At 43.8% G+C, this 20053-nt stretch carries 11 protein-coding genes and 1 riboswitch; of the genes, 5 read left to right on the forward strand and 6 right to left on the reverse strand.

Annotation, left to right across the window (positions count from 1 at the left end):
- Nucleotides 1-880: 880 nt before the first annotated feature.
- Nucleotides 881-2161, reverse strand: coding sequence for a cation:proton antiporter (locus BCT49_RS14575; protein WP_102436127.1), 1281 nt, complete (start codon nt 2159-2161; stop codon nt 881-883).
- Between the two features lie 168 nt (nt 2162-2329).
- Between BCT49_RS14575 and metH the strand changes: the two genes are divergently transcribed.
- On the forward strand, nt 2330-6007 hold the full coding sequence (gene metH, locus BCT49_RS14580; protein ID WP_102436129.1) for a methionine synthase: 3678 nt from the start codon (nt 2330-2332) through the stop codon (nt 6005-6007).
- Between the two features lie 116 nt (nt 6008-6123).
- Here metH and lysC read toward each other — a convergent pair whose 3' ends face one another.
- Nucleotides 6124-7491, reverse strand: a complete 1368-nt coding sequence (gene lysC, locus BCT49_RS14585; RefSeq protein WP_102436131.1) for a lysine-sensitive aspartokinase 3 — start codon at nt 7489-7491, stop codon at nt 6124-6126.
- A gap of 109 nt (nt 7492-7600) precedes the next feature.
- Nucleotides 7601-7778, reverse strand: a riboswitch (Lysine riboswitch).
- A 176-nt stretch (nt 7779-7954) separates the two neighbouring features.
- Between lysC and BCT49_RS14590 the strand changes: the two genes are divergently transcribed.
- Complete coding sequence (locus BCT49_RS14590; RefSeq protein ID WP_102436133.1) at nt 7955-9094, forward strand: pyridoxal-phosphate-dependent aminotransferase family protein; 1140 nt, start codon at nt 7955-7957, stop codon at nt 9092-9094.
- 104 nt (nt 9095-9198) lie between these two features.
- Here the strand turns inward: BCT49_RS14590 and BCT49_RS14595 are convergent, their stop codons facing one another.
- The 4 genes from BCT49_RS14595 to BCT49_RS14610 all read right to left on the reverse strand — a co-directional run bounded on the left by BCT49_RS14595 (nt 9199) and on the right by BCT49_RS14610 (nt 15789).
- Nucleotides 9199-10962, reverse strand: a complete 1764-nt coding sequence (locus tag BCT49_RS14595; RefSeq protein ID WP_102436135.1) for a PglL family O-oligosaccharyltransferase — start codon at nt 10960-10962, stop codon at nt 9199-9201.
- A 96-nt stretch (nt 10963-11058) separates the two neighbouring features.
- Entirely contained in the window at nt 11059-13890 is a 2832-nt protein-coding gene (uvrA, locus tag BCT49_RS14600) for an excinuclease ABC subunit UvrA (RefSeq protein WP_102436137.1), read from the reverse strand.
- Nucleotides 13891-14111: 221 nt separating this feature from the next.
- On the reverse strand, nt 14112-14984 hold the full coding sequence (gene galU / locus BCT49_RS14605) for a UTP--glucose-1-phosphate uridylyltransferase GalU (protein WP_004735975.1): 873 nt from the start codon (nt 14982-14984) through the stop codon (nt 14112-14114).
- A 157-nt stretch (nt 14985-15141) separates the two neighbouring features.
- Nucleotides 15142-15789: a LuxR C-terminal-related transcriptional regulator gene (locus tag BCT49_RS14610; RefSeq protein ID WP_065105522.1), complete on the reverse strand. Its 648-nt coding sequence runs from the start codon at nt 15787-15789 to the stop codon at nt 15142-15144.
- A 278-nt stretch (nt 15790-16067) separates the two neighbouring features.
- Between BCT49_RS14610 and BCT49_RS14615 the strand changes: the two genes are divergently transcribed.
- The 3 genes from BCT49_RS14615 (at nt 16068) to BCT49_RS14625 (ending at nt 20052) form a co-directional block, all read left to right on the forward strand.
- Complete coding sequence (locus BCT49_RS14615) at nt 16068-16631, forward strand: single-stranded DNA-binding protein (RefSeq protein WP_102436139.1); 564 nt, start codon at nt 16068-16070, stop codon at nt 16629-16631.
- Nucleotides 16632-16792: 161 nt separating this feature from the next.
- Nucleotides 16793-18808, forward strand: a complete 2016-nt coding sequence (csrD, locus tag BCT49_RS14620; protein WP_102436141.1) for an RNase E specificity factor CsrD — start codon at nt 16793-16795, stop codon at nt 18806-18808.
- A gap of 2 nt (nt 18809-18810) precedes the next feature.
- Nucleotides 18811-20052: an MSHA biogenesis protein MshI gene (locus tag BCT49_RS14625; RefSeq protein WP_102436143.1), complete on the forward strand. Its 1242-nt coding sequence runs from the start codon at nt 18811-18813 to the stop codon at nt 20050-20052.
- Nucleotide 20053 lies beyond the last annotated feature (1 nt).

A 20053-nucleotide genomic window follows, 5' to 3' on the forward strand; every position in this document is an offset into this window, starting at 1 on the left:
ATGCTAGAGCCTTTTTGCTTTATGAATCTTATAATACACCATTAGCAGAGCAGCGGATTCCCCGACTTACCAAAACAGCGCATGTTGTGGTCTAAACCTCTATTTCTGCCATATAAAAAGCCTCAGCAGAAATGCTGGGGCTTTTTACGTCCGTTGCTTCTGCGAAGCAATGTTGGGAGAGCTAAGTGTCCTTCTGGCTTGCCAGCTTGGTCTAATCTCCGGAGTACCGGCTCAGCCCACCTCTGCCATATTTAAGACTCTAGACTGCGTGTCCCAGTAGAAAGGCTAGAGCCTTTTGTTTTCTGCCAGTCTTACATCACTCATACTCGTCAATTGCTCAAGTTCTATCTTGCGATATTAGTATGAAATATCTCTATTTAGTTCTCTTCTAAAATTGATTAGAACCAGTACTGTTATTTGGGTTCTCTTCCTTACTGCAGCATCAGTTGTTCTATAGATAAGTTTCGGTTCTAGGACGTTAGTGTACAAAGCTTTGACTCTAATCAGAATGCCTCTTCGATCGCGGTTCTCTTTCTACATTTTGTTATGCTCTCAAGGCTTAATTCGAATAGAAAGTCATGTAGAAATACAGCTATTAAGCCTAATGGGCTAAATATCGCTATGTCTCTTTGTTTATCTTATCTCCATAAATGCTTTGTGTTCCTCATCTCTCGAACGTATTGAAACTAGTGGTTGCTTGCTTGGTTATCTTGAGTGCTTCAGATACGACAAACAGTCATGACTGAAGATAACGATCATGACTAAAGTGGTGGTCAGAGATAAGGGGAGCAACTTGTATGGTAGAGAGAGGTTGCTGTCGATGGAGGCAGGTACAAAAAAGGTCGCTAAACTAAGCGACCTTCGTTTATCTATCTAGGTGTTAATCCAATTCTTTCTCAGCTTGTTTCGCTTTTTCTATCATTGGAGTAATTGTCGAACCTTGAACTAATATTGAGAACACAACAACAGCGTATGTCATGACAAGGATAATCTCTTTAACATCGATTGATTTGTCTTCGATAACCCAAATGCCTGAAGGGATTGAAAGAGCCATCGCTAGAGCTAAGCCACCACGCAAACCGCCCCAAGTCAGGATCTTGATTGACCAAGGGTTGTAAGTTCTAAAGCGTTTGAATCCGATATAAGACAAGAAAACACTTAGGTAGCGTGCGCTTAGCACTAGAGGTACTGCGAACGCCATTAAGATCCAGTCTTCTTGGTGGAATTTGAATAGCAGCATAGACATACCAATCAATAAGAATAGTACGCCATTTAAGAATTCGTCTATCAGTTCCCAGAAATGGTCTAGGTGATCCTCACTTTCCTTAGAGAAGCCGATAAAGCGTGTCCAGTTACCAATCATGATTCCAGATACCACCATTGCTAACGGTCCTGATACATGTAGAACCTCTGCAAAAGCATAACCAGCGGTTGGAATACCGATGGTTAGCAGTAGCTCCATAGAGTGGTCATCGGTGTTGCTGATTAGATAGTGGAATATCAAACCTAAAGCAAAGCCATAGACGATACCGCCAATAGCCTCTTGGACAAATAGCATTGTCACACTACCAACGGTTGGTGCCTCGGTACCAAATGCAATGGTAAATAGTGTTACGAAGATAACTAAGCCAAAACCATCATTGAATAACGACTCACCTTCGATTTGAGTAGATATTCGTTTAGGAGCATCGAGTTTCTTTACTATTGCTAACACGGCAATTGGATCGGTTGGAGATATTAGAGACCCAAACAGTAAGCAATAAATCAGATCAAATTGAATGCCGATGAACTGACAAAATCCATAGAGCACAAATCCAATAAAGAAGGTTGAAAATAGTGTTGCACCTAATGCGAGTACAGTTATTTCCCACTTTTGATCTTTTAAGTTTGGTAGCTTAATCCCCAAGCCGCCCGCGAAGAGTAAGAAACCTAGTATTCCTTTCAGGAGGAAATCTTCAAAGTTGATACTGGCAACGGTCTCTGAGGCGATGTCTGCCAATTGGAACCAATTGTTTTGTCCCGCAATGATAATCAATAGAGATAGCATCATTGAGCCTGCTGTTATGGCGATGGTTGTCTGCATTTTACCAATTTTGGTATTCACGAAAGCAATAAGCATGGCTGCAGCGGACAAGAAGCATAAGGTGTAATAGACCGACATTGGGATTCCAATATGTAACAAAGTATGAAAATTAATTTTCGTTGTCTCATGCTCAAATAGCAAACACTTTTTGTCATAGCTTAGTAATCAATTTCCTTTTTTAGACGTCTAGACTCCTTTTTAATGTGTGATAGGATGGAGGGATAATTAAAGGAATGAGGCTGTACCGTGGGAAGTAATGTAAGGCAAAAGATTGAGGCTCTGTTAAAGCAACGAATTTTACTGATTGATGGTGGCATGGGTACCATGATTCAGGATTATAAATTGGAAGAGCAGGACTATCGTGGTGAGCGCTTTGCTGATTGGCATAGTGACTTAAAAGGTAACAATGACCTTTTGGTACTTACACAGCCTAAGCTTATCAAAGGTATCCACACGGAGTATTTGGAAGCGGGTGCAGATATCCTCGAAACCAATACCTTTAATGCAACAACCATTGCTATGGCCGACTACGATATGGAGAGTCTTAGCGAAGAAATTAACTATGCTGCTGCTAAACTAGCTCGTGAAGCGGCAGATGAATGGACAGCGAAGACCCCTGAGAAACCTCGTTTCGTGGCGGGTGTTTTAGGTCCAACTAACCGAACTTGTTCTCTCTCCCCAGATGTTAATGATCCGGGCTATCGTAATGTGAGTTTTGATGAACTTGTTGTGGCTTATTCTGAGTCGACGCGTGCTCTTATCAAAGGCGGGTCAGACCTAATTCTTATCGAGACTATCTTCGATACACTCAACGCGAAGGCGTGTTCTTTTGCCGTTGAATCAGTCTTTGAAGAAATGGGTATCACTTTACCAGTTATGATTTCGGGTACTATCACCGATGCATCTGGTCGAACGCTTTCCGGACAAACGACGGAAGCATTCTATAACGCCCTTCGTCATGTAAAACCAATCTCATTCGGTTTGAACTGTGCATTAGGCCCCGATGAACTGCGCGAATATGTCGGTGAGATGTCTCGTATCTCCGAGTGTCATGTTTCCGCTCACCCTAACGCGGGTTTACCTAACGCATTTGGTGAGTATGACCTTTCTCCAGAAGATATGGCTGAACACGTTAAGGAATGGGCTGAAAGTGGTTTCTTGAACCTAATTGGTGGTTGTTGTGGTACGACACCAGAACATATACGCCAAATGGCGGAAGCTGTTGAAGGCGTAACACCGCGCCAACTACCAGATTTACCCGTCTCTTGTCGTCTCTCTGGCCTAGAACCATTGACGATTTCTAAGGAATCTCTGTTTGTTAACGTGGGTGAGCGAACTAACGTTACCGGCTCTGCTCGCTTTAAACGCCTTATCAAAGAAGAACTCTATGATGAAGCTTTGAGTGTGGCTCGAGAGCAAGTTGAGAACGGTGCTCAGATCATCGATATCAACATGGATGAAGGGATGCTAGACGCTGAGGCGTGTATGGTTAAATTCCTTAATCTATGCGCATCTGAGCCTGAAATCTCGAAAGTGCCAGTCATGGTCGACTCTTCAAAATGGGAAGTTATTGAAGCGGGTCTGAAATGTATTCAGGGTAAAGGCATCGTTAACTCTATCTCATTGAAGGAAGGGAAAGAGAAGTTTGTCGAACAAGCGAAACTGGTTCGCCGATATGGTGCAGCCGTTATCGTGATGGCGTTCGATGAAGTTGGCCAAGCTGATACTCGAGAGCGTAAGGTTGAGATTTGTACTAATGCCTACAATATTCTTGTTGATGAGGTAGGTTTCCCACCAGAAGATATTATTTTTGACCCGAATATTTTTGCGGTTGCGACGGGTATTGATGAGCATAACAACTATGCGGTCGATTTCATTGAAGCAGTAGGAGATATCAAACGCGATCTCCCTCACGCGATGATCTCTGGTGGTGTATCGAATGTGTCGTTCTCATTCCGAGGTAATAACTACGTTCGTGAGGCTATCCACGCAGTATTCCTATACCACTGTTTTAAAAACGGTATGGATATGGGTATCGTAAATGCCGGGCAATTAGAGATTTACGATAATGTCCCAGAGGACTTGCGTGAAGCCGTTGAAGATGTGGTTCTAAACCGCAGAGACGATTCAACTGAGCGCTTGCTAGATATCGCGACTGAATATCTAGAGCGTGCAGTGGGGAAAGTTGAAGATAAATCTGCTTTAGAGTGGCGTACTTGGCCAGTAGAAAAGCGCTTAGAACACTCTTTAGTGAAAGGTATTACCGACTTTATTGTTGAAGATACCGAAGAAGCTCGTGTTAATGCTTCTCGTCCTATCGAGGTGATTGAAGGTCCATTAATGGATGGCATGAACGTGGTTGGTGACCTCTTTGGTGAAGGTAAGATGTTCCTTCCTCAAGTAGTTAAATCTGCACGTGTTATGAAGCAAGCGGTAGCCCATCTAGAACCATTTATTAATGCAACCAAAGACGTTGGTGCGACTAACGGAAAAATCTTACTTGCGACCGTAAAAGGCGATGTTCACGATATTGGTAAAAACATTGTGGGTGTTGTCTTGCAGTGTAATAACTACGAAATTATTGATTTAGGCGTGATGGTTTCATGTGAGAAAATCCTTAAGGTCGCTAAAGAAGAGAATGTCGACATTATTGGCCTCTCTGGGCTGATTACTCCTTCACTGGATGAGATGGTGCATGTTGCTAAAGAAATGGAAAGACAAGGCTTTAAGCTGCCTCTTCTGATCGGTGGAGCAACCACATCTAAAGCGCATACAGCCGTTAAGATTGAACAGAACTACTCTGAGCCTGTTGTCTACGTCAACAATGCTTCACGTGCGGTGGGTGTGTGTACTTCATTGCTATCTAAAGAATTGAAGCCCGCCTTTGTTGAGAAGTTGGATATTGATTACGACCGCGTGCGAGATCAGCATAATCGTAAAAAACCACGCACTAAGCCTGTTACGCTTGAACGCGCTCGTGCTAATAAAGTAGCGATTGATTGGAGAAGTTATACGCCACCAGTACCCGCTAAGCCGGGAGTGCACATCTTCAATGATTTTGATGTCGCGACGTTACGTCAGTACATCGACTGGACTCCATTCTTTATGACATGGTCGCTAGTCGGAAAGTACCCTGCAATTCTTGATCATGAAGAAGTGGGCGAGGAAGCGAAACGCTTATTCAAAGATGCGAATGATTTATTGGATCGAGTACAGAAAGAGAAGTTACTTGAAGCTCGTGGGATGTGTGCGATGTTCCCTGCCAACAGCGTTGGTGATGATATCGAAGTGTATACAGATGAATCTCGTACTGAAGTGTTAAAGGTTTTACACAACCTTCGTCAGCAAACCGAGAAGCCAAAAGGTTTCAACTACTGTTTGTCTGATTACATTGCGCCGAAAGATAGCGGTAAAGCGGACTGGATTGGTGGCTTTGCGGTGACTGGTGGTATCGGTGAGCGAGAGCTTGCTGATGAATACAAAGCCAACGGTGATGACTACAACGCGATTATGATTCAGGCGGTTGCTGACCGATTGGCTGAAGCGTTCGCTGAATACCTGCATAAAGAAGTGAGAAAGGACATTTGGGGCTACTCGCCAGATGAAGATTTGTCTAACGACGACTTGATTCGCGAGAAGTACCAAGGTATTCGTCCTGCTCCGGGTTACCCTGCCTGTCCTGAACATACCGAAAAAGGTACGTTGTGGGAGTTGATGGACGTTGAAAAAGCGATCGACATGTCACTAACGACGAGCTACGCGATGTGGCCTGGTGCTTCAGTGTCTGGTATGTATTTCTCACATCCTGATGCTAGATACTTTGCAATTGCGCAGATTCAACAAGATCAAGTGGACAGCTATGCTGATCGTAAGGGCTGGGATATGTTGGAAGCTGAGAAGTGGTTAGGTCCAAACATTAACTAGCTTTTAGGCTATGACGAGCTTTGATTCGTAAAGCAAAAAAGAGAAAGGGTTGCTTAATAGCAACCCTTTTTGTATCTGTAGTTTGGTGATTTTAAACTAATCTATCAACCGTCTTTTTATTCAAAGAGCTCCTGGTGAAGCTTTTGAATCGCTAGCTTAGACACAGATTCATCTAGCAAGAAGCACAGGTTATGTGGGCTTGCGCCGTAACAAATCATGCGTAGGTTGAAGTCTTCAAGAGTGCCGAATACTTGTTTCGCATAGCCCTTGCTTTCACTCATGTTATTACCAATAAGAGCAACAAGGCATAGGTCGTGTTCAATATCTACAGAACACAGCTCCTCAAGCTCAATGCGAGCGGCTTCTGGTAACTCAGGGGCACCACCAGAGGTATCCGTTTGATCGAGTGTCAGTGAGACACTGATCTCTGAGGTCGTAATTAGGTCGACCGAGATCTTATGTTTAGCCAGGATCTCGAATACCTTCGCCAAAAAGCCATAAGCATGGAACATGTTGGCGCTGCGAAGTGTAACCATGGTTTGATTGCAGCGCAGGGCAAGCGCTCTGAACAGAGGAGAGCTTTCAACCTGTTGGCGAATCCATGTTCCACCGAGCTCTGGTGCTTTTGATGAGCCGACAAAAACCGGGATTTGATGGCGTAGTGCAGGAACTAGAGTCGAAGGGTGTAATATCTTCGCGCCAAAATTTGCCATCTCAGATGCTTCACTGAAGCTGATCTCTGGGATAGGAGATGCTTTCGGTGCGATGCGTGGATCTGTGGTGTAGATGCCCGGAACATCAGTCCAGATTTCTAAACCAATTGCTTGTACCGACTCAGCAATCAGTGCAGCTGAATAATCACTGCCGCCACGACCTAATGTTGTGGTGTTACCTTCGCTATCGGCACCGATAAAACCTTGGGTAACGACAACTTGTTCTTCGCAAAGTGGAATCAGTTTCTGCTGTGCAAGGGCAGCAATATCTTCCAGTTGTGGTTCTGCTTTACCGAAGTCATCATTGGTGCGCATCACTTCTCGAATATCAAAACGAACCGCTGGTGTGCCACGTTCGCGAATGATTTGAGCGAGGATATGTGTCGACATCAGTTCGCCACATGCGACAAGGTGGTCAGTCAGCTTTGTGCTTACTTGAAATGATGCGGCTTCGGCTGCACTCGCAATATCATCGAGAATACTATGAACTTCTTTCTCGATACTGCTCGGATCGGCTAACTGAGCAAGAATCGTATTATGAATGTCGGTTAATTGTGTGACTAGTTCTTGGCGACGAGTTTTATCTTGAACACCATTTGCGAGTTCAACAAGCAGATTAGTGACGCCTGAGCACGCGCTGCTCACGACCAGTTTAGTATTCGAGTTATTTTCAATAATGGCAGCACAACGGCTCATTGCTTCAAAGTTGGCAACACTTGTTCCACCAAACTTAGCGACATTAAAAGAACCAGCTACATTAGATGCACTCACGATATATCTCCCACGACTTCCTAAAATAAAATTACGGTTGGGTAATCCAACGTCCGATGTTTTTCGAAGAGAGTATTTAGAGCAAAAAGAGAGGAATTATTAGAATAGTAACCTCAGAAGCTCCTCACCATATAGAAATGGCGACAGTTGCCGGGATTCAGCCCGCTCAACCGATAATAAAGGTCCGGCATCCTTTTATTATCTCGGCACTGCTCCCCCTTAATGTTTTGTATTGGAAATGCGGTTCCACAAAACATCTGCCTGGGCAGTGCTCCTCTTCTGCTAGATAGCCATTTCATTGAACGTGTTTGCGGTAACAATGTCAATCCGTAACTGGAGATATTTAAAAAATAATTTTAACAATTATGTGACACTGGTGTGACCTCAATACTTATGGCTAATTGCTGAGGTAATCAATTTGCTTTAGGGTGGATTGTTCACAACATTAACGTAAGGGATGTACATGTCTAATTTAACACTCACTACTGCTATCGATAGCTTTTATCCACCGCACCGAACGTTAATGGGACCGGGGCCTTCAGACATTTCGCCTCAAGTTCTACAGGCCTTGAGCCGTCCAACCATTGGTCACCTCGACCCGTTATTTATCGCGATGATGGATGAACTGAAACAACTTCTTAAGTATGCATTCCAAACAGAGAATGAATTTACGATTGCTGTTTCTGCACCAGGCAGTGCGGGGATGGAAACCTGTTTTGTTAACTTGATTGAGCCTGGCGAGAAGGTGATTGTTTGTCGCAACGGTGTCTTCGGTGAACGTATGCGAGAGAATGTTGTGCGTTGTGGTGGTGAAGCGATCCTTGTTGATGACGAGTGGGGCAAACCCGTTTCTGTTGAAAAGGTAGAAAAGGCATTGGCAGAAACCCCTGATGCTGTTGCTGTCGCATTTGTGCATGCAGAAACGTCTACTGGCGCGTTATCGGATGCTCAAGCTATTTCAGCAGTCGCTCGTCAGTTTGATGCATTATCGATTGTGGATGCGGTGACATCATTAGGCGGTGTACCATTGTTGGTTGATGAATGGCAACTCGATGCGGTTTATTCCGGCAGCCAAAAGTGTCTATCTTGCGTACCTGGACTGTCTCCAGTGACTTTCTCTCAACGTGCGGTTGAGAAGATGAAGGCGCGTCAATCACCAGTACAAAGCTGGTTCTTAGATCAGAGCTTGGTATTAGGTTATTGGAGTGGCGAAGGTAAGCGTAGTTATCACCACACGGCGCCGGTGAACAGCTTATATGCTTTGCATGAGTCGTTGGTTTTATTGAAAAATGAAGGTCTAGACAACGCTTGGTCACGTCACTATGCGATGCACCAAGAACTGAAAGCTGGCGTAGAAGCTTTGGGGTTGGAATTTGTGGTTGATGAAGAGAGTCGCCTACCTCAATTGAATGCGCTTTACTTCCCTGAAGGGATTGACGAAGCCAAAATAAGAACGCAGCTGTTAGAAGAGTATAATCTTGAAATCGGTGCAGGCCTTGGCTCTTTAGCTGGGAAGGCTTGGCGTATTGGTTTAATGGGTTATGGCGCTCGAAAAGAGAATGTCGCTTTGTGCTTAAAAGCGTTGCAAGACGTTTTAAAATAGCGGTAATAAACTCAAGTTCAAAAGAAAAGCGCACGAGAGATCGTGCGCTTTTTTGTGTCTAGACTAAACGTAAATATGGTGAATTAACTCTAGACTCCTTGGCATCATTTAGCTGAAGAGATGTTGTTTTCAGCTTCCGATATTTTCTTATATTGAACCTTGGAAAAGTCTCTATTTGGGAACAAGAAGCTCGCTTCACTACGAATTTGTTCTGCCTTGCTATGATCGCCCAATCCTTGATACGCAAGAATAAGGTTGCTGTAGAAAGCAGGCCTTGGCTTACTCTTTATGATCTCTAACGACCAATCTATATAAGGTTGGATCAGGCTAGGATCAGCTTTGTAGAGTCCGATATTGAGATAGGTACTGTACACGTCCCAATCATAGCGATCTTTCCATACTACAGGGTTCGTTACCTGCTTAAGAATGTCCGGGTTTTTCGGCTTAGACAGTTCAAATTTAGTGAGAACATAATTGGTGTGTAAAGCACTCAGCATGTAAAAACTCACCAAGATAGGAACAACCAAGCTCGACACTCTGAATAGGGTTTTACTGATGATGCTAAACGGCTGCTGATAGTGGCGAGAAGTCCGTTGATCGACCCAGTAAATCAAAATGATAAAGGTTATCCAGTGAATCGCCGAGTGGTAAAAAGGATACTCAAGCTGAGAGTGTAAGAGTATCGGTATGAACAGCGCAAGCAGTGCTAGACGTGTTCCTTTCGCTGAGTTAGCTATGCGTGACATCACCAACACCGCAGCAATCAATATACCGATAATTGGTACAATTCCACCTTCTACTCCCCAAAACAGGAACTCATTGTGTGGGTGATCCATTGAAGGAAGGCCGGGATGATAATTTGAGTTAAGTTGATGCTGGCGAGCCGTGTATAGCGTGTATTCGGATTCGAACTTTCCGTAGCCATAACCGGTAAATGGCTTTTCGATCATCATATCGAGCGCTTGTGGGAAGGTATAGGCTCGTGGGCTTTCTAAGTTTGCTTTTTTACTGGCGAAACTATCAGTTGCATTAAGGCTGATCACCGAAAAAGCGACGACGATACCGACTAGCACTGATGCGCACCATCCGTAAAAGCGTTTCTTAGTCGAGAACTTGTATAGGTAAGGCAGAATGCACACAAACCCGATTACGGCAGCCAACCATCCGGTACGTGATGCGATGATGATCAGTAAAGGTACGGTTAAGGTTGGTGTTAGGTATAGTAAGAATGACTCGCTAATTTTGTGATTATATTTAGCTGGCTGTCTTGCTAAAAGATAAGCTGAAAGCACAAACCCTGTCGCTAAAAAGCTGGCCATAACATTCGGTTGTTGGAATATCCCATAAGGTCGATTGGCCGCAGTGTTGTAACCAAATAGGTTGCCAGGTTCCAGTAAGAAATATTGCACATAACCAAAAAGTGCTTGTAGAACGACAGCAAGAACAATGAACCACAACATGCGTTGTTTGTGTTTGTTACTGAATTTAAATTGCTGAAGCACCACGAATAAAGCGAAGCCCGCCCACAATCCTAGTAGTCGGCCTGATGCGGCTTGAGGAGAGGCGTTGCTGTAAAGAATGGGCAGCGTCAGTATCACGCAGCTTATTAGCAAGCCAACGGTTAACTTGGAATATTTGAGTACTCGGTTAGTGGCAAGCTGGTAGAAGCCAATCGCTAACGTAAAGCTAAGAGCTAACCAAGTGGTTGGATTAAAGGATAAAGCGAGGCCAGAGCCTCCAGGGTTAGGCATGAAAAAATGCATGGCTAATAAGAATACAACAGCTAAAGAGGCAAGGAATGCCTTGTTAAGCGGAAGCTGAGTTCTCTGATTTTCTAGCTGGGTACCGCTAGTATGTATTGTTGCCATAAATCCCTAACCTTATAAAAACAGAGCTTGTTCCTTCTGAAACAAGCTCTGTTACTTTAACATTTTTCTGTCTGCTCGCAGGGAGCTATTTTACACCTACTTCAAATTTAACATAGGCTTAAGGAAGCGAGCAGTGTGCGAACCTTCGACTAACGCCACATCTTCAGGTGTACCTTCTGCAACAATTTCACCGCCTCCTTGACCACCTTCAGGGCCAAGATCTAGGATCCAGTCCGCGGTTTTGACGACGTCTAGGTTATGCTCAATCACGACAACCGTATTACCGTGATCACGTAATCTATGCAGTACCGTTAACAGTTGCTGGATATCGTGGAAATGTAGGCCTGTTGTTGGCTCATCGAGAATGTATAAGGTTTTCCCCGTGTCTCGTTTAGATAACTCTCTTGCTAACTTAACACGTTGTGCTTCACCGCCAGACAAGGTTGTTGCCGCTTGCCCGAGGCGAATGTAGGAAAGGCCAACGTCCATTAGGGTTTGCAGCTTACGAGCAATAACAGGCACTGGGTTGAAGTATTCACGAGCATCTTCCACTGTCATCTCTAGAACTTCGTCAATGGTTTTACCTTTGTAGCGAACCTCTAGAGTTTCACGGTTATAACGCTTACCTTTACACACATCACACGGTACATACACATCTGGTAAGAAGTGCATCTCCACTTTGATGACACCGTCCCCCTGACACGCTTCACAGCGACCACCACGAACGTTAAAGCTGAATCGGCCTGGCTTGTAGCCACGAGAACGTGATTCTTGTGTACCTGCAAATAACTCTCGAATTGGAGTAAAAATACCAGTGTAGGTTGCAGGGTTTGATCTTGGTGTGCGACCGATAGGGCTTTGGTCAATATCGATCACTTTGTCGAAATGCTCTAAGCCTTTTATCTTTTTGTGCTTTGCCGGAACTGCAGTGGTTGCACCGTTCAATTGAGTGTGGGCAACTTTAAAGAAGGTGTCATTGATTAGTGTAGATTTACCTGACCCCGATACACCCGTAATACAGCTGAACAAGCCTACAGGGATCGTCGCGGTGACATTCTTTAGGTTGTTCCCAGTCGCGCCAACGATCTCGACCACCTTTTTCTTGTCGATAGGCGTTCTTTGTTTTGGTATCGCAATTTCTTTGGCGCCGCTCAGGTATTGCCCTGTCAAAGAGTTCGGGTTTTCGATGATATCTTGCATGGTGCCTTCAGCGACCACGTGACCACCATGAACCCCCGCACCTGGGCCGATATCGATAACATGGTCAGCGCAACGAATCGCATCTTCATCATGTTCAACAACAAGCACGGTATTTCCTAAGTCTCTTAGGTGAACCAGAGTTTGCAGTAGACGCTCATTATCACGCTGGTGGAGGCCAATCGATGGCTCATCCAGCACATACATAACACCAACTAAACCAGCACCAATTTGACTTGCTAGACGAATCCTTTGCGCTTCACCACCAGACAGTGTTTCTGCACTGCGTGATAGGTTCAGGTAATTCAAACCAACGTTCACCAAGAAATGCAGACGATCATTGATCTCTTTCATCACTTTATCGGCAATCTGTCCACGCTGGCCGCTGAGCGACAAGTTTTGGAAAAACTCTAGCGCATCAGCAATACTGAGCTGAACGATTTCTGGCAGTGTGGTATCGCCAATGAAGACATTTCGAGCTTCTAATCTTAAACGTGTGCCATCACAGCTAGAGCACGATTTCGTTGATATGTACTTGGCAAGATCTTCACGTACCGCGCTAGATTCAGTATCTCGGTAACGGCGCTCTAGCGTATTTAAAATACCTTCAAATGGGTGACGCTTGACTCGGATATCACCACGATCATTGATGTATTTGAATTCAACTTCAGTTCTACCAGAACCCTTGAGGATGATCTCTTGAGTTTTCTTTGGTAGAGAATTAAATGGCGCATAGAGGTCAAAACCATAATGATCTGACAGCGATGTCAGCATTTGGAAATAGTAATAATTTTTCTGGTCCCAGCCTTTAATCGCACCTTCAGCAATACTTAGGTTCTCATCCAAGATCACTCTGCTTGGGTCAAAATACTGTTGAACGCCAAGACCATCACACGTACCACAAGCACCAGCCGGGTTGTTGAATGAGAATAGGCGAGGCTCAAGCTCTTGCATGCTGTAACCACACTTTGGACAAGCGAAGTTTGCAGAGAATACGATCTCTTCTTGCTCTGTATCATCCATCCAACCGACGACAGCGATACCGCCAGAGAGCTCTAATGTTGTCTCAAACGATTCAGCTAAACGCTGTTGAAGATCTGGGCGGACCTTAAAGCGATCAACGACAACTTCAATGGTGTGCTTCTTGTGCAGTTCCAATGCGGGTGGATCGGATAAATCACAGGTCTCACCATCAATACGGGCACGGATAAAGCCTTGAGCAGCTAAGTTCTCAAGCGTTTTAACATGCTCACCTTTACGTTCTTTGACTATCGGAGCCAACAGCATCATCTTTGAACCAGCCGGCAGTTCTAAGACTTTATCGACCATTTGGCTGATAGTTTGCGCGGCAAGAGGGATATTGTGATCAGGACAGCGCGGTTCGCCGACACGAGCATAAAGGAGTCTTAGGTAATCATAGACTTCAGTGATGGTGCCAACCGTTGAACGAGGGTTATGAGAGGTTGATTTTTGTTCTATGGAGATGGCTGGAGATAAACCTTCAATGTGGTCGACATCAGGCTTTTCCATGAGAGATAGAAATTGACGAGCATAGGCCGACAAAGACTCAACATAACGACGTTGACCTTCTGCGTAGAGGGTATCAAACGCAAGTGACGACTTTCCTGACCCTGATAATCCAGTGATAACTGTCAGCTTATCACGAGGTATGGTTAGGTTAATGTCTTTGAGGTTATGCGTACGAGCGCCTCTAATTTCTATTTTATCCATCTCAACAGACCATGTAATTTTAAGTGGCTAAAGTATTACATAGAGTGAGATTTGTGCAAAGTTTTACTGGATAAAAAAACAGTAATAAAAAAGGGCGACTTTTTCGAGTCACCCTTGGAATCGTTTAATGTGCTGCTAACCAACCGCTCATTGCTATTAGTTAAATAACTAAATAGTTAAACAGCTCAATAGCTAAACAGCGAGTAAGCCAAAATTAGCGATTAAGCTTCTTTTGTTGTTGAGTGTTTACCTAGCTCGATTTGTTGTTGGTCTTTTTTGTATAGGTTTTCAAAGCAGTAGTTTGTTGCTTCGATATAGCCTTCAACACTACCGCAGTCAAAACGTTGGCCTTTAAATTTATAAGCCAACACACAGCCTGCTTTTGCTTGTTTTAGCAATGCATCAGTGATCTGGATTTCACCACCTTTACCTGGTTCAGTCTGCTCGATAAGCTCAAAGATATCTGGAGTCAGAATGTAACGGCCAATGATCGCTAGATTGCTTGGGGCAGTACCTGGTTCTGGCTTTTCTACCATGTCATCGACACGGAAAAGATCGTCTTTGATCATCTCGCCCGAGATAACACCGTATTTGTGTGTTTCGTTTTCAGGCACTTCTTGTACTGCAACGATTGAGCAACGGAACTGTTTGTATAGCGCAACCATTTGAGCCAGAACGCCTTGCTGCTCGTTCACACAAAGGTCATCAGCAAGCACTACTGCAAAAGGTTCATCACCCACAAGCTCGCGACCCGTCAAGATAGCATGACCTAGACCTTTCATTTCGCGTTGACGAATGTAGGTGAAGTTTGCTGCTTCAATCGTCTCACGAATATTGATCAGCAAGTCTTCTTTATTGGTGCCGCTGATCTGGTGCTCGAGCTCGTAGTTCTTATCAAAGTGGTCCATCAATGAATGCTTACCACGGCCAGTTACAATGCACATTCCATCCATGCCGGCTTCAATTGCTTCTTCAACGCCGTATTCAATTAGAGGTTTGTTTACAACGGGCATCATTTCTTTCGGCATTGACTTGGTTGCAGGTAAGAAGCGAGTACCGTAGCCAGCTGCCGGGAAAAGGCACTTTTTGATCATGATAAGACCCTTTATCTATAATAATTATGGATTCAACCTGAGTGGTTGATATTTCTGAGGGCAACTCTAGCATAAGTAATGTCAAAAATTCAGCAACAATCCGTATGGTTCACTAGAGTTTTCCTCAAAATTATCGTCAGTTTAAGAGGCCGATCAATTATGCAAGCAGGTTCTGGTTTGCCCATGCAATAGCTTGGACTCGATTTTTAACGGCCAGCTTACGAAATATTTGATAAAGATGAGATTTGACTGTGAACTCGCTAATAAACAAGTCATCGGCTATCTGGGTGTTTGATGAACCTGATTGAAGACAACGAATCACTTGCAGCTCTCTAATGGTTAAGTCGACATTGGTGGGGGTTGTATTGGTGCTCACGATGTTTCGGTAGTAGAACAACAACTGGCTTGCCACTTTTCTAGGTAGCCAATTGTCTCCATTGATCACCTCTTCAAGTCCCTTAGCTATTTTGGCTTTCTCTTCAGTGTTGTAAAACAGACCTTTTAATACGCCAAACGTAATCAACTCCGATGTAGGGAGTGCCTTGGGAACGTTGAATAGAATGATCTCATGATTTTTCCACATCACGGGTAGATTTGGATGGAGGTTCGTTAATTGAGGTACCTCTTTGTAATCAACGAGCAAAATTCGGTTACTCTGCTTGCGATCAAATAACATCAGATCATCTGGTGTCATCTTGAAAAGGGTTAGAGATAAAAATTTTTCTATCTCTTTAACATGCAAATAGGTGTTACTCGGATCGATACAGATAAAATGCAAAGTGCGAGCATATCGAGACTTTCTCATTGAAACTCCTTGTTGAATTGGGATTAGATTTCACGTTGTCATGCATGCTTTCGCTTCTCTAGAGCGTTTCTTGTGACTTGCGTTGAATATCAACTTGGAAAGTAAATGAGAGGTTTGTAAGTGGAGAAAAAAGCAACATCGATCTGAATATCATGATTTGTTACGTTTTTATTCTTTGTAGTGAGGCGAGAATAGGAATGCGATTTATCACTGCAGAAAAGCATGCTATTCTTGTGCGCTAAAATTTTCTGAGACTATGAATTTAGACGGAGCAAATCATGGCTAGCCGTGGAGTTAACAAAGTTATATTAGTGGGTAACCTAGGTAATGACCCTGAAATTCGTTACATGCCAAATGGCGGCGCAGTAGCGAACATTACCATTGCAACGTCAGAGTCATGGCGTGACAAAGCAACTGGCGAACAGCGTGAAAAAACAGAATGGCACCGTGTTGCTCTGTTTGGCAAGCTGGCGGAAGTTGCTGGTGAGTACCTACGTAAAGGTTCTCAAGTTTACATTGAAGGTCAACTTCAAACTCGTAAATGGCAAGATCAAAGCGGTCAAGACCGTTACACAACAGAAGTGGTTGTTCAAGGCTTCAACGGTGTAATGCAAATGCTTGGTGGCCGTGCTCAAGGTGGTGCTCCTGCTCAAGGTGGTATGGGTAACAACAACCAACAGCAAGGTGGTTGGGGTCAGCCACAGCAGCCACAACAACAGCAGCAACAATACAGTGCTCCAGCTCAACAGCAGCCGAAAGCACCTCAACAACAAGCTCCACAGCAGGCTCAACCTCAATATAATGAGCCACCAATGGATTTTGATGATGACATCCCATTTTAAGCCCTGTTTTTAATATATTATAAAGACAGTATTAAATTGGAAAAAGCCGCGTTTATCGCGGCTTTTTGTTACCTAGAATTCTTAACGCTTTATTTACAACCTCAATTTATAGTATAAGTAGCAATACGGTATAATGTGAGTTGAAAAGGATTTCGTTATTCATGAGATATACCCCCACACTAAAATTGAGCACTCGCTTAGTCGCCTTTGTCACCGTGAGTGTGATCAGCGCGATGTTCATCCTTTTTATCGGCGGGACACTTTCTTTTAAGCGCATCGGGCAAGAATATTTAGACCATTATTTGGTGGGTATTGTCGACGTTGTTGATAAAGAGATGGAAGATCCTGACGCCGCGTATTCAATGCAGCGTTGGATGCCTAAGATGTTGCAGGCGAGCAATATTGTTGAGATGAAACTCTCGAACAAAACCGGCATTGTGTATCGCTTCAAAGATACCTCTCCTCAGATTGATCCTAATCGACTTTATGAAAAAAGCTTTGTCCTTGAGCGCAATGAAGGTTATCGAATCGAGTTTAAAGCGCTTCCTCCTTATATAGGCTATAGCTATTCGCTTGAAGCCATGTGGTCAATTACTCTAGCGGTTGCTCTCATTATTTTCTGTTTAGCCCGTGGTGTTCGATGGCTCAAAGAGCAGTTGATGGGGTCAGAAATGCTGGAGGAGCGAGGAAGAATGCTTCTTGCTGGGCAAGTTGAAGCTCATGCGAAAGGGGATGAGCGAGAATGGCCTTATACCGCAAGTGAAGCGCTCGATGTGTTAATTGAAGAGTTGCAAGATGCTCGTCAAGAAAGAAGCCGTTTTGATACCTTTATTCGTACCCATACCTTCTTAGACAAACTGACTGGTACAGCGAATCGCGTTCTATTTGATAACAAGCTCGAATCGGCATTGCATGAAAGCGGTGCTCGGGGCGGCGTTTTACTGATACGTATTGATGAATGGGATCAGGTTCGTGATGTGAACGATAAGCAAATCACCGATGGCTTTATTATTGAAGTCGGTGAAGTATTGTCGAATATTGTTCAGCGTTATCCCGATGTTATTTTCTCTCGTTATTACGAAGCGGACTTCGCGGTATTTATCCCACATCAGGGAGCAAAGGATATTGCGACGTTGGCGGCTCAATGCTTAAGGCAGTTAGATAAGTTAACCCCGCCGGAACCTCTGGAATCGGATAACTGGTGCCATATTGGTGTGACCATGTACACCGAAGGTGAGCGTCATAGTCAGATCATGGATGAAACGGAAACCGCGCTAAAAAGTGCTCAGTTGGAACGGATCAATAACTGGAGCCGCTACCCTAAATCAAATAAAAATGAGCTTGATCGCGGCAGTGTTCGTTGGAGAACATTACTTGATAAAGCTTTGCTTCCAGAAAATTTAGTAATCTTTGCTCAGCGATGTTACCTTATGCCGGAATCTGGTCAAGCTAATGAATTACATAGAGAAATATTCACTAGAATTCAGGACCCTGAAAAAGGTTTATTGAAATCATCTCGGTTTATGCCGGCTGTCGAGCAAGTCGGTTATCAAGCTCAAATGGATCAATCGGTTCTGAAGGTGATGTTGAAGTTGGTGAAAGAATCCACTCAACCGATACACTATTCGATTAATTTGAATGTGACTCCATTTGCTAATAAGCAGCATTTTAAATGGTTTAGAAGTGAGTTGTTACAGCTCTCTGCCTTGCATCGTTCTCTGCTTGCATTTGAATTTCCTGAAGGGCATTTGATTGCTCATTTAGATTATATGAGACCGGTGGCAAAGATGTTATCGGGGTTAGGGTGTACAGTGATTGTTGGCCAAGCAGGGCGAACCATTGTTAGCACTCACTATATAAAAGATTTAAAGGTCAATTATATTAAGCTTCATCGAAGTCTAATTAAGAAAATAGACCAAAGACATGAGAACCAACTGTTTGTTCGTAGCTTGATTGGGGCTTGTGGTGATTCACCAACCCAAGTGATTGCTGTTGGGGTTGAGACAAAGCAAGAAAAGAACACCTTGATAGAGTTAGGGATCAATGGTTATCAAGGGCGATATTTTGAAGAAGAGCAACAAATCATTCCTTTGCCTCATCAAGGCGAAAAGGCAGTAAAAACCGAATCCGTAGTAAAAGTCGGTCGAAGAAATCGATGGCGTAAGAGTAGTAGTTAAGCATGAATTTCAAAGCGATTTTAGACAAGGTAAGGCCAACGAGTAATAAAGGCAGCGCTCAAGTTGTTATGTTGGGCAATGATGCCATTTACATTTCACCGACAGAGCAATCCCCTCAAATTACTCGTATCTCATTGGTTAATGGGGATTGGGAAAGCGCGCTGAAACAGTCTCTCAATAGTGAGGCGTTTACTAGTAGCAGCCTTCAGCTGATCGTATGTGCCAATTATTACCAAACTTACCAAATAGATAAGCCGGATATTCCAGAGAACGAATGGTCGGTTGCGCTGCCATTCTTATTGAAAGATCTTGTTTCTGAGCGAGTGACGGATATTACCGCGAGCGCGGTGGCATTACCGACCTCGAACAAACTGCAAGTTTATGTTTTGCCTAAGAAGTTATTAGATAAGCTCCTTAATGTGACCAATTCGGTACAGGTTGAGCTCAAAGGTGTTGTCCCTGAAGATGAAATCTGGGGCTACAGTGCGGGTGAACTGTCTAACTTTATTCTTCTTCAACGTAGTCAGAACGCACACTTTAAATTAGGTGCTTTTGTTGAGCATACGGTTTGTTTCCAAAGAACGATTCGAAGTGTGGTTCCACCATTAACTGGAGTGGCTTCAAGTGCCTTACAGCTTGATGGCTTAGCGTTAGAGTTACAGCGTTCAATTGATTACCTTTCCTCTCAAATTAAAGGCACTCAACTTCATCAGCTCAAAATTTGCTGTGATGAAGAGGATGAAGCCGAACTGCAAAGCGTCCTAAACGATACGTTAAGTTCGAGCGTTTCTTTATTAGTGGACAAGGAACGTGAAAATTCAGAAAGTTTGCTGGTTCAACTTGCGGCAGAGAAAAATGATTTTAACGTTAACCTTTACCCCGAACATCTAAAGCCTCAAAAAGAGTATTTTACTCTCGCGAATGTTGTTGCGAGTTGGGCGATCATCAGTGTGCTGCTTCTCAGTAGTTATTTTGTGATGCAATATCAAGCTTCGAACTTGGATGCGGAATTAACCACTTTGCAACATGACTCCAAGCAGCTTAACAAGCAAGTTAACCAATTGAATAGTCAGCTAACTCAACATAAACCGTCACCAGAGAAAGTGGCTGCCGTTGCGCGTCTCAAGCGTGAGACACAAGCAAAAAAAGAAGCGTTGAAGGCGGTAGGGCAATACGACGAATCTCAACAAGTCGGGTATTCTGGCGTCATGAATGCCTTAGCTAAGTGGCTCTTCTCCGCTTAGA

This window comes from Vibrio lentus (assembly GCF_002875945.1).
In the GTDB taxonomy this organism is placed as follows: Bacteria; Pseudomonadota; Gammaproteobacteria; order Enterobacterales; family Vibrionaceae; genus Vibrio; species Vibrio apostichopi.

What these genes read in the sequence shown, in the direction of transcription:
- BCT49_RS14575 (WP_102436127.1), bottom strand. Translation starts at nt 2,161, where the DNA reads ATGTCGGTCTATTACACCTTATGCTTCTTGTCCGCTGCAGCCATGCTT.
- BCT49_RS14590 (WP_102436133.1), top strand. Translation starts at nt 7,955, where the DNA reads ATGTCTAATTTAACACTCACTACTGCTATCGATAGCTTTTATCCACCG.
- BCT49_RS14595 (WP_102436135.1), bottom strand. Translation starts at nt 10,962, where the DNA reads ATGGCAACAATACATACTAGCGGTACCCAGCTAGAAAATCAGAGAACT.
- uvrA (WP_102436137.1), bottom strand. Translation starts at nt 13,890, where the DNA reads ATGGATAAAATAGAAATTAGAGGCGCTCGTACGCATAACCTCAAAGAC.
- galU (WP_004735975.1), bottom strand. Translation starts at nt 14,984, where the DNA reads ATGATCAAAAAGTGCCTTTTCCCGGCAGCTGGCTACGGTACTCGCTTC.
- BCT49_RS14610 (WP_065105522.1), bottom strand. Translation starts at nt 15,789, where the DNA reads ATGAGAAAGTCTCGATATGCTCGCACTTTGCATTTTATCTGTATCGAT.
- BCT49_RS14615 (WP_102436139.1), top strand. Translation starts at nt 16,068, where the DNA reads ATGGCTAGCCGTGGAGTTAACAAAGTTATATTAGTGGGTAACCTAGGT.
- csrD (WP_102436141.1), top strand. Translation starts at nt 16,793, where the DNA reads ATGAGATATACCCCCACACTAAAATTGAGCACTCGCTTAGTCGCCTTT.
- BCT49_RS14625 (WP_102436143.1), top strand. Translation starts at nt 18,811, where the DNA reads ATGAATTTCAAAGCGATTTTAGACAAGGTAAGGCCAACGAGTAATAAA.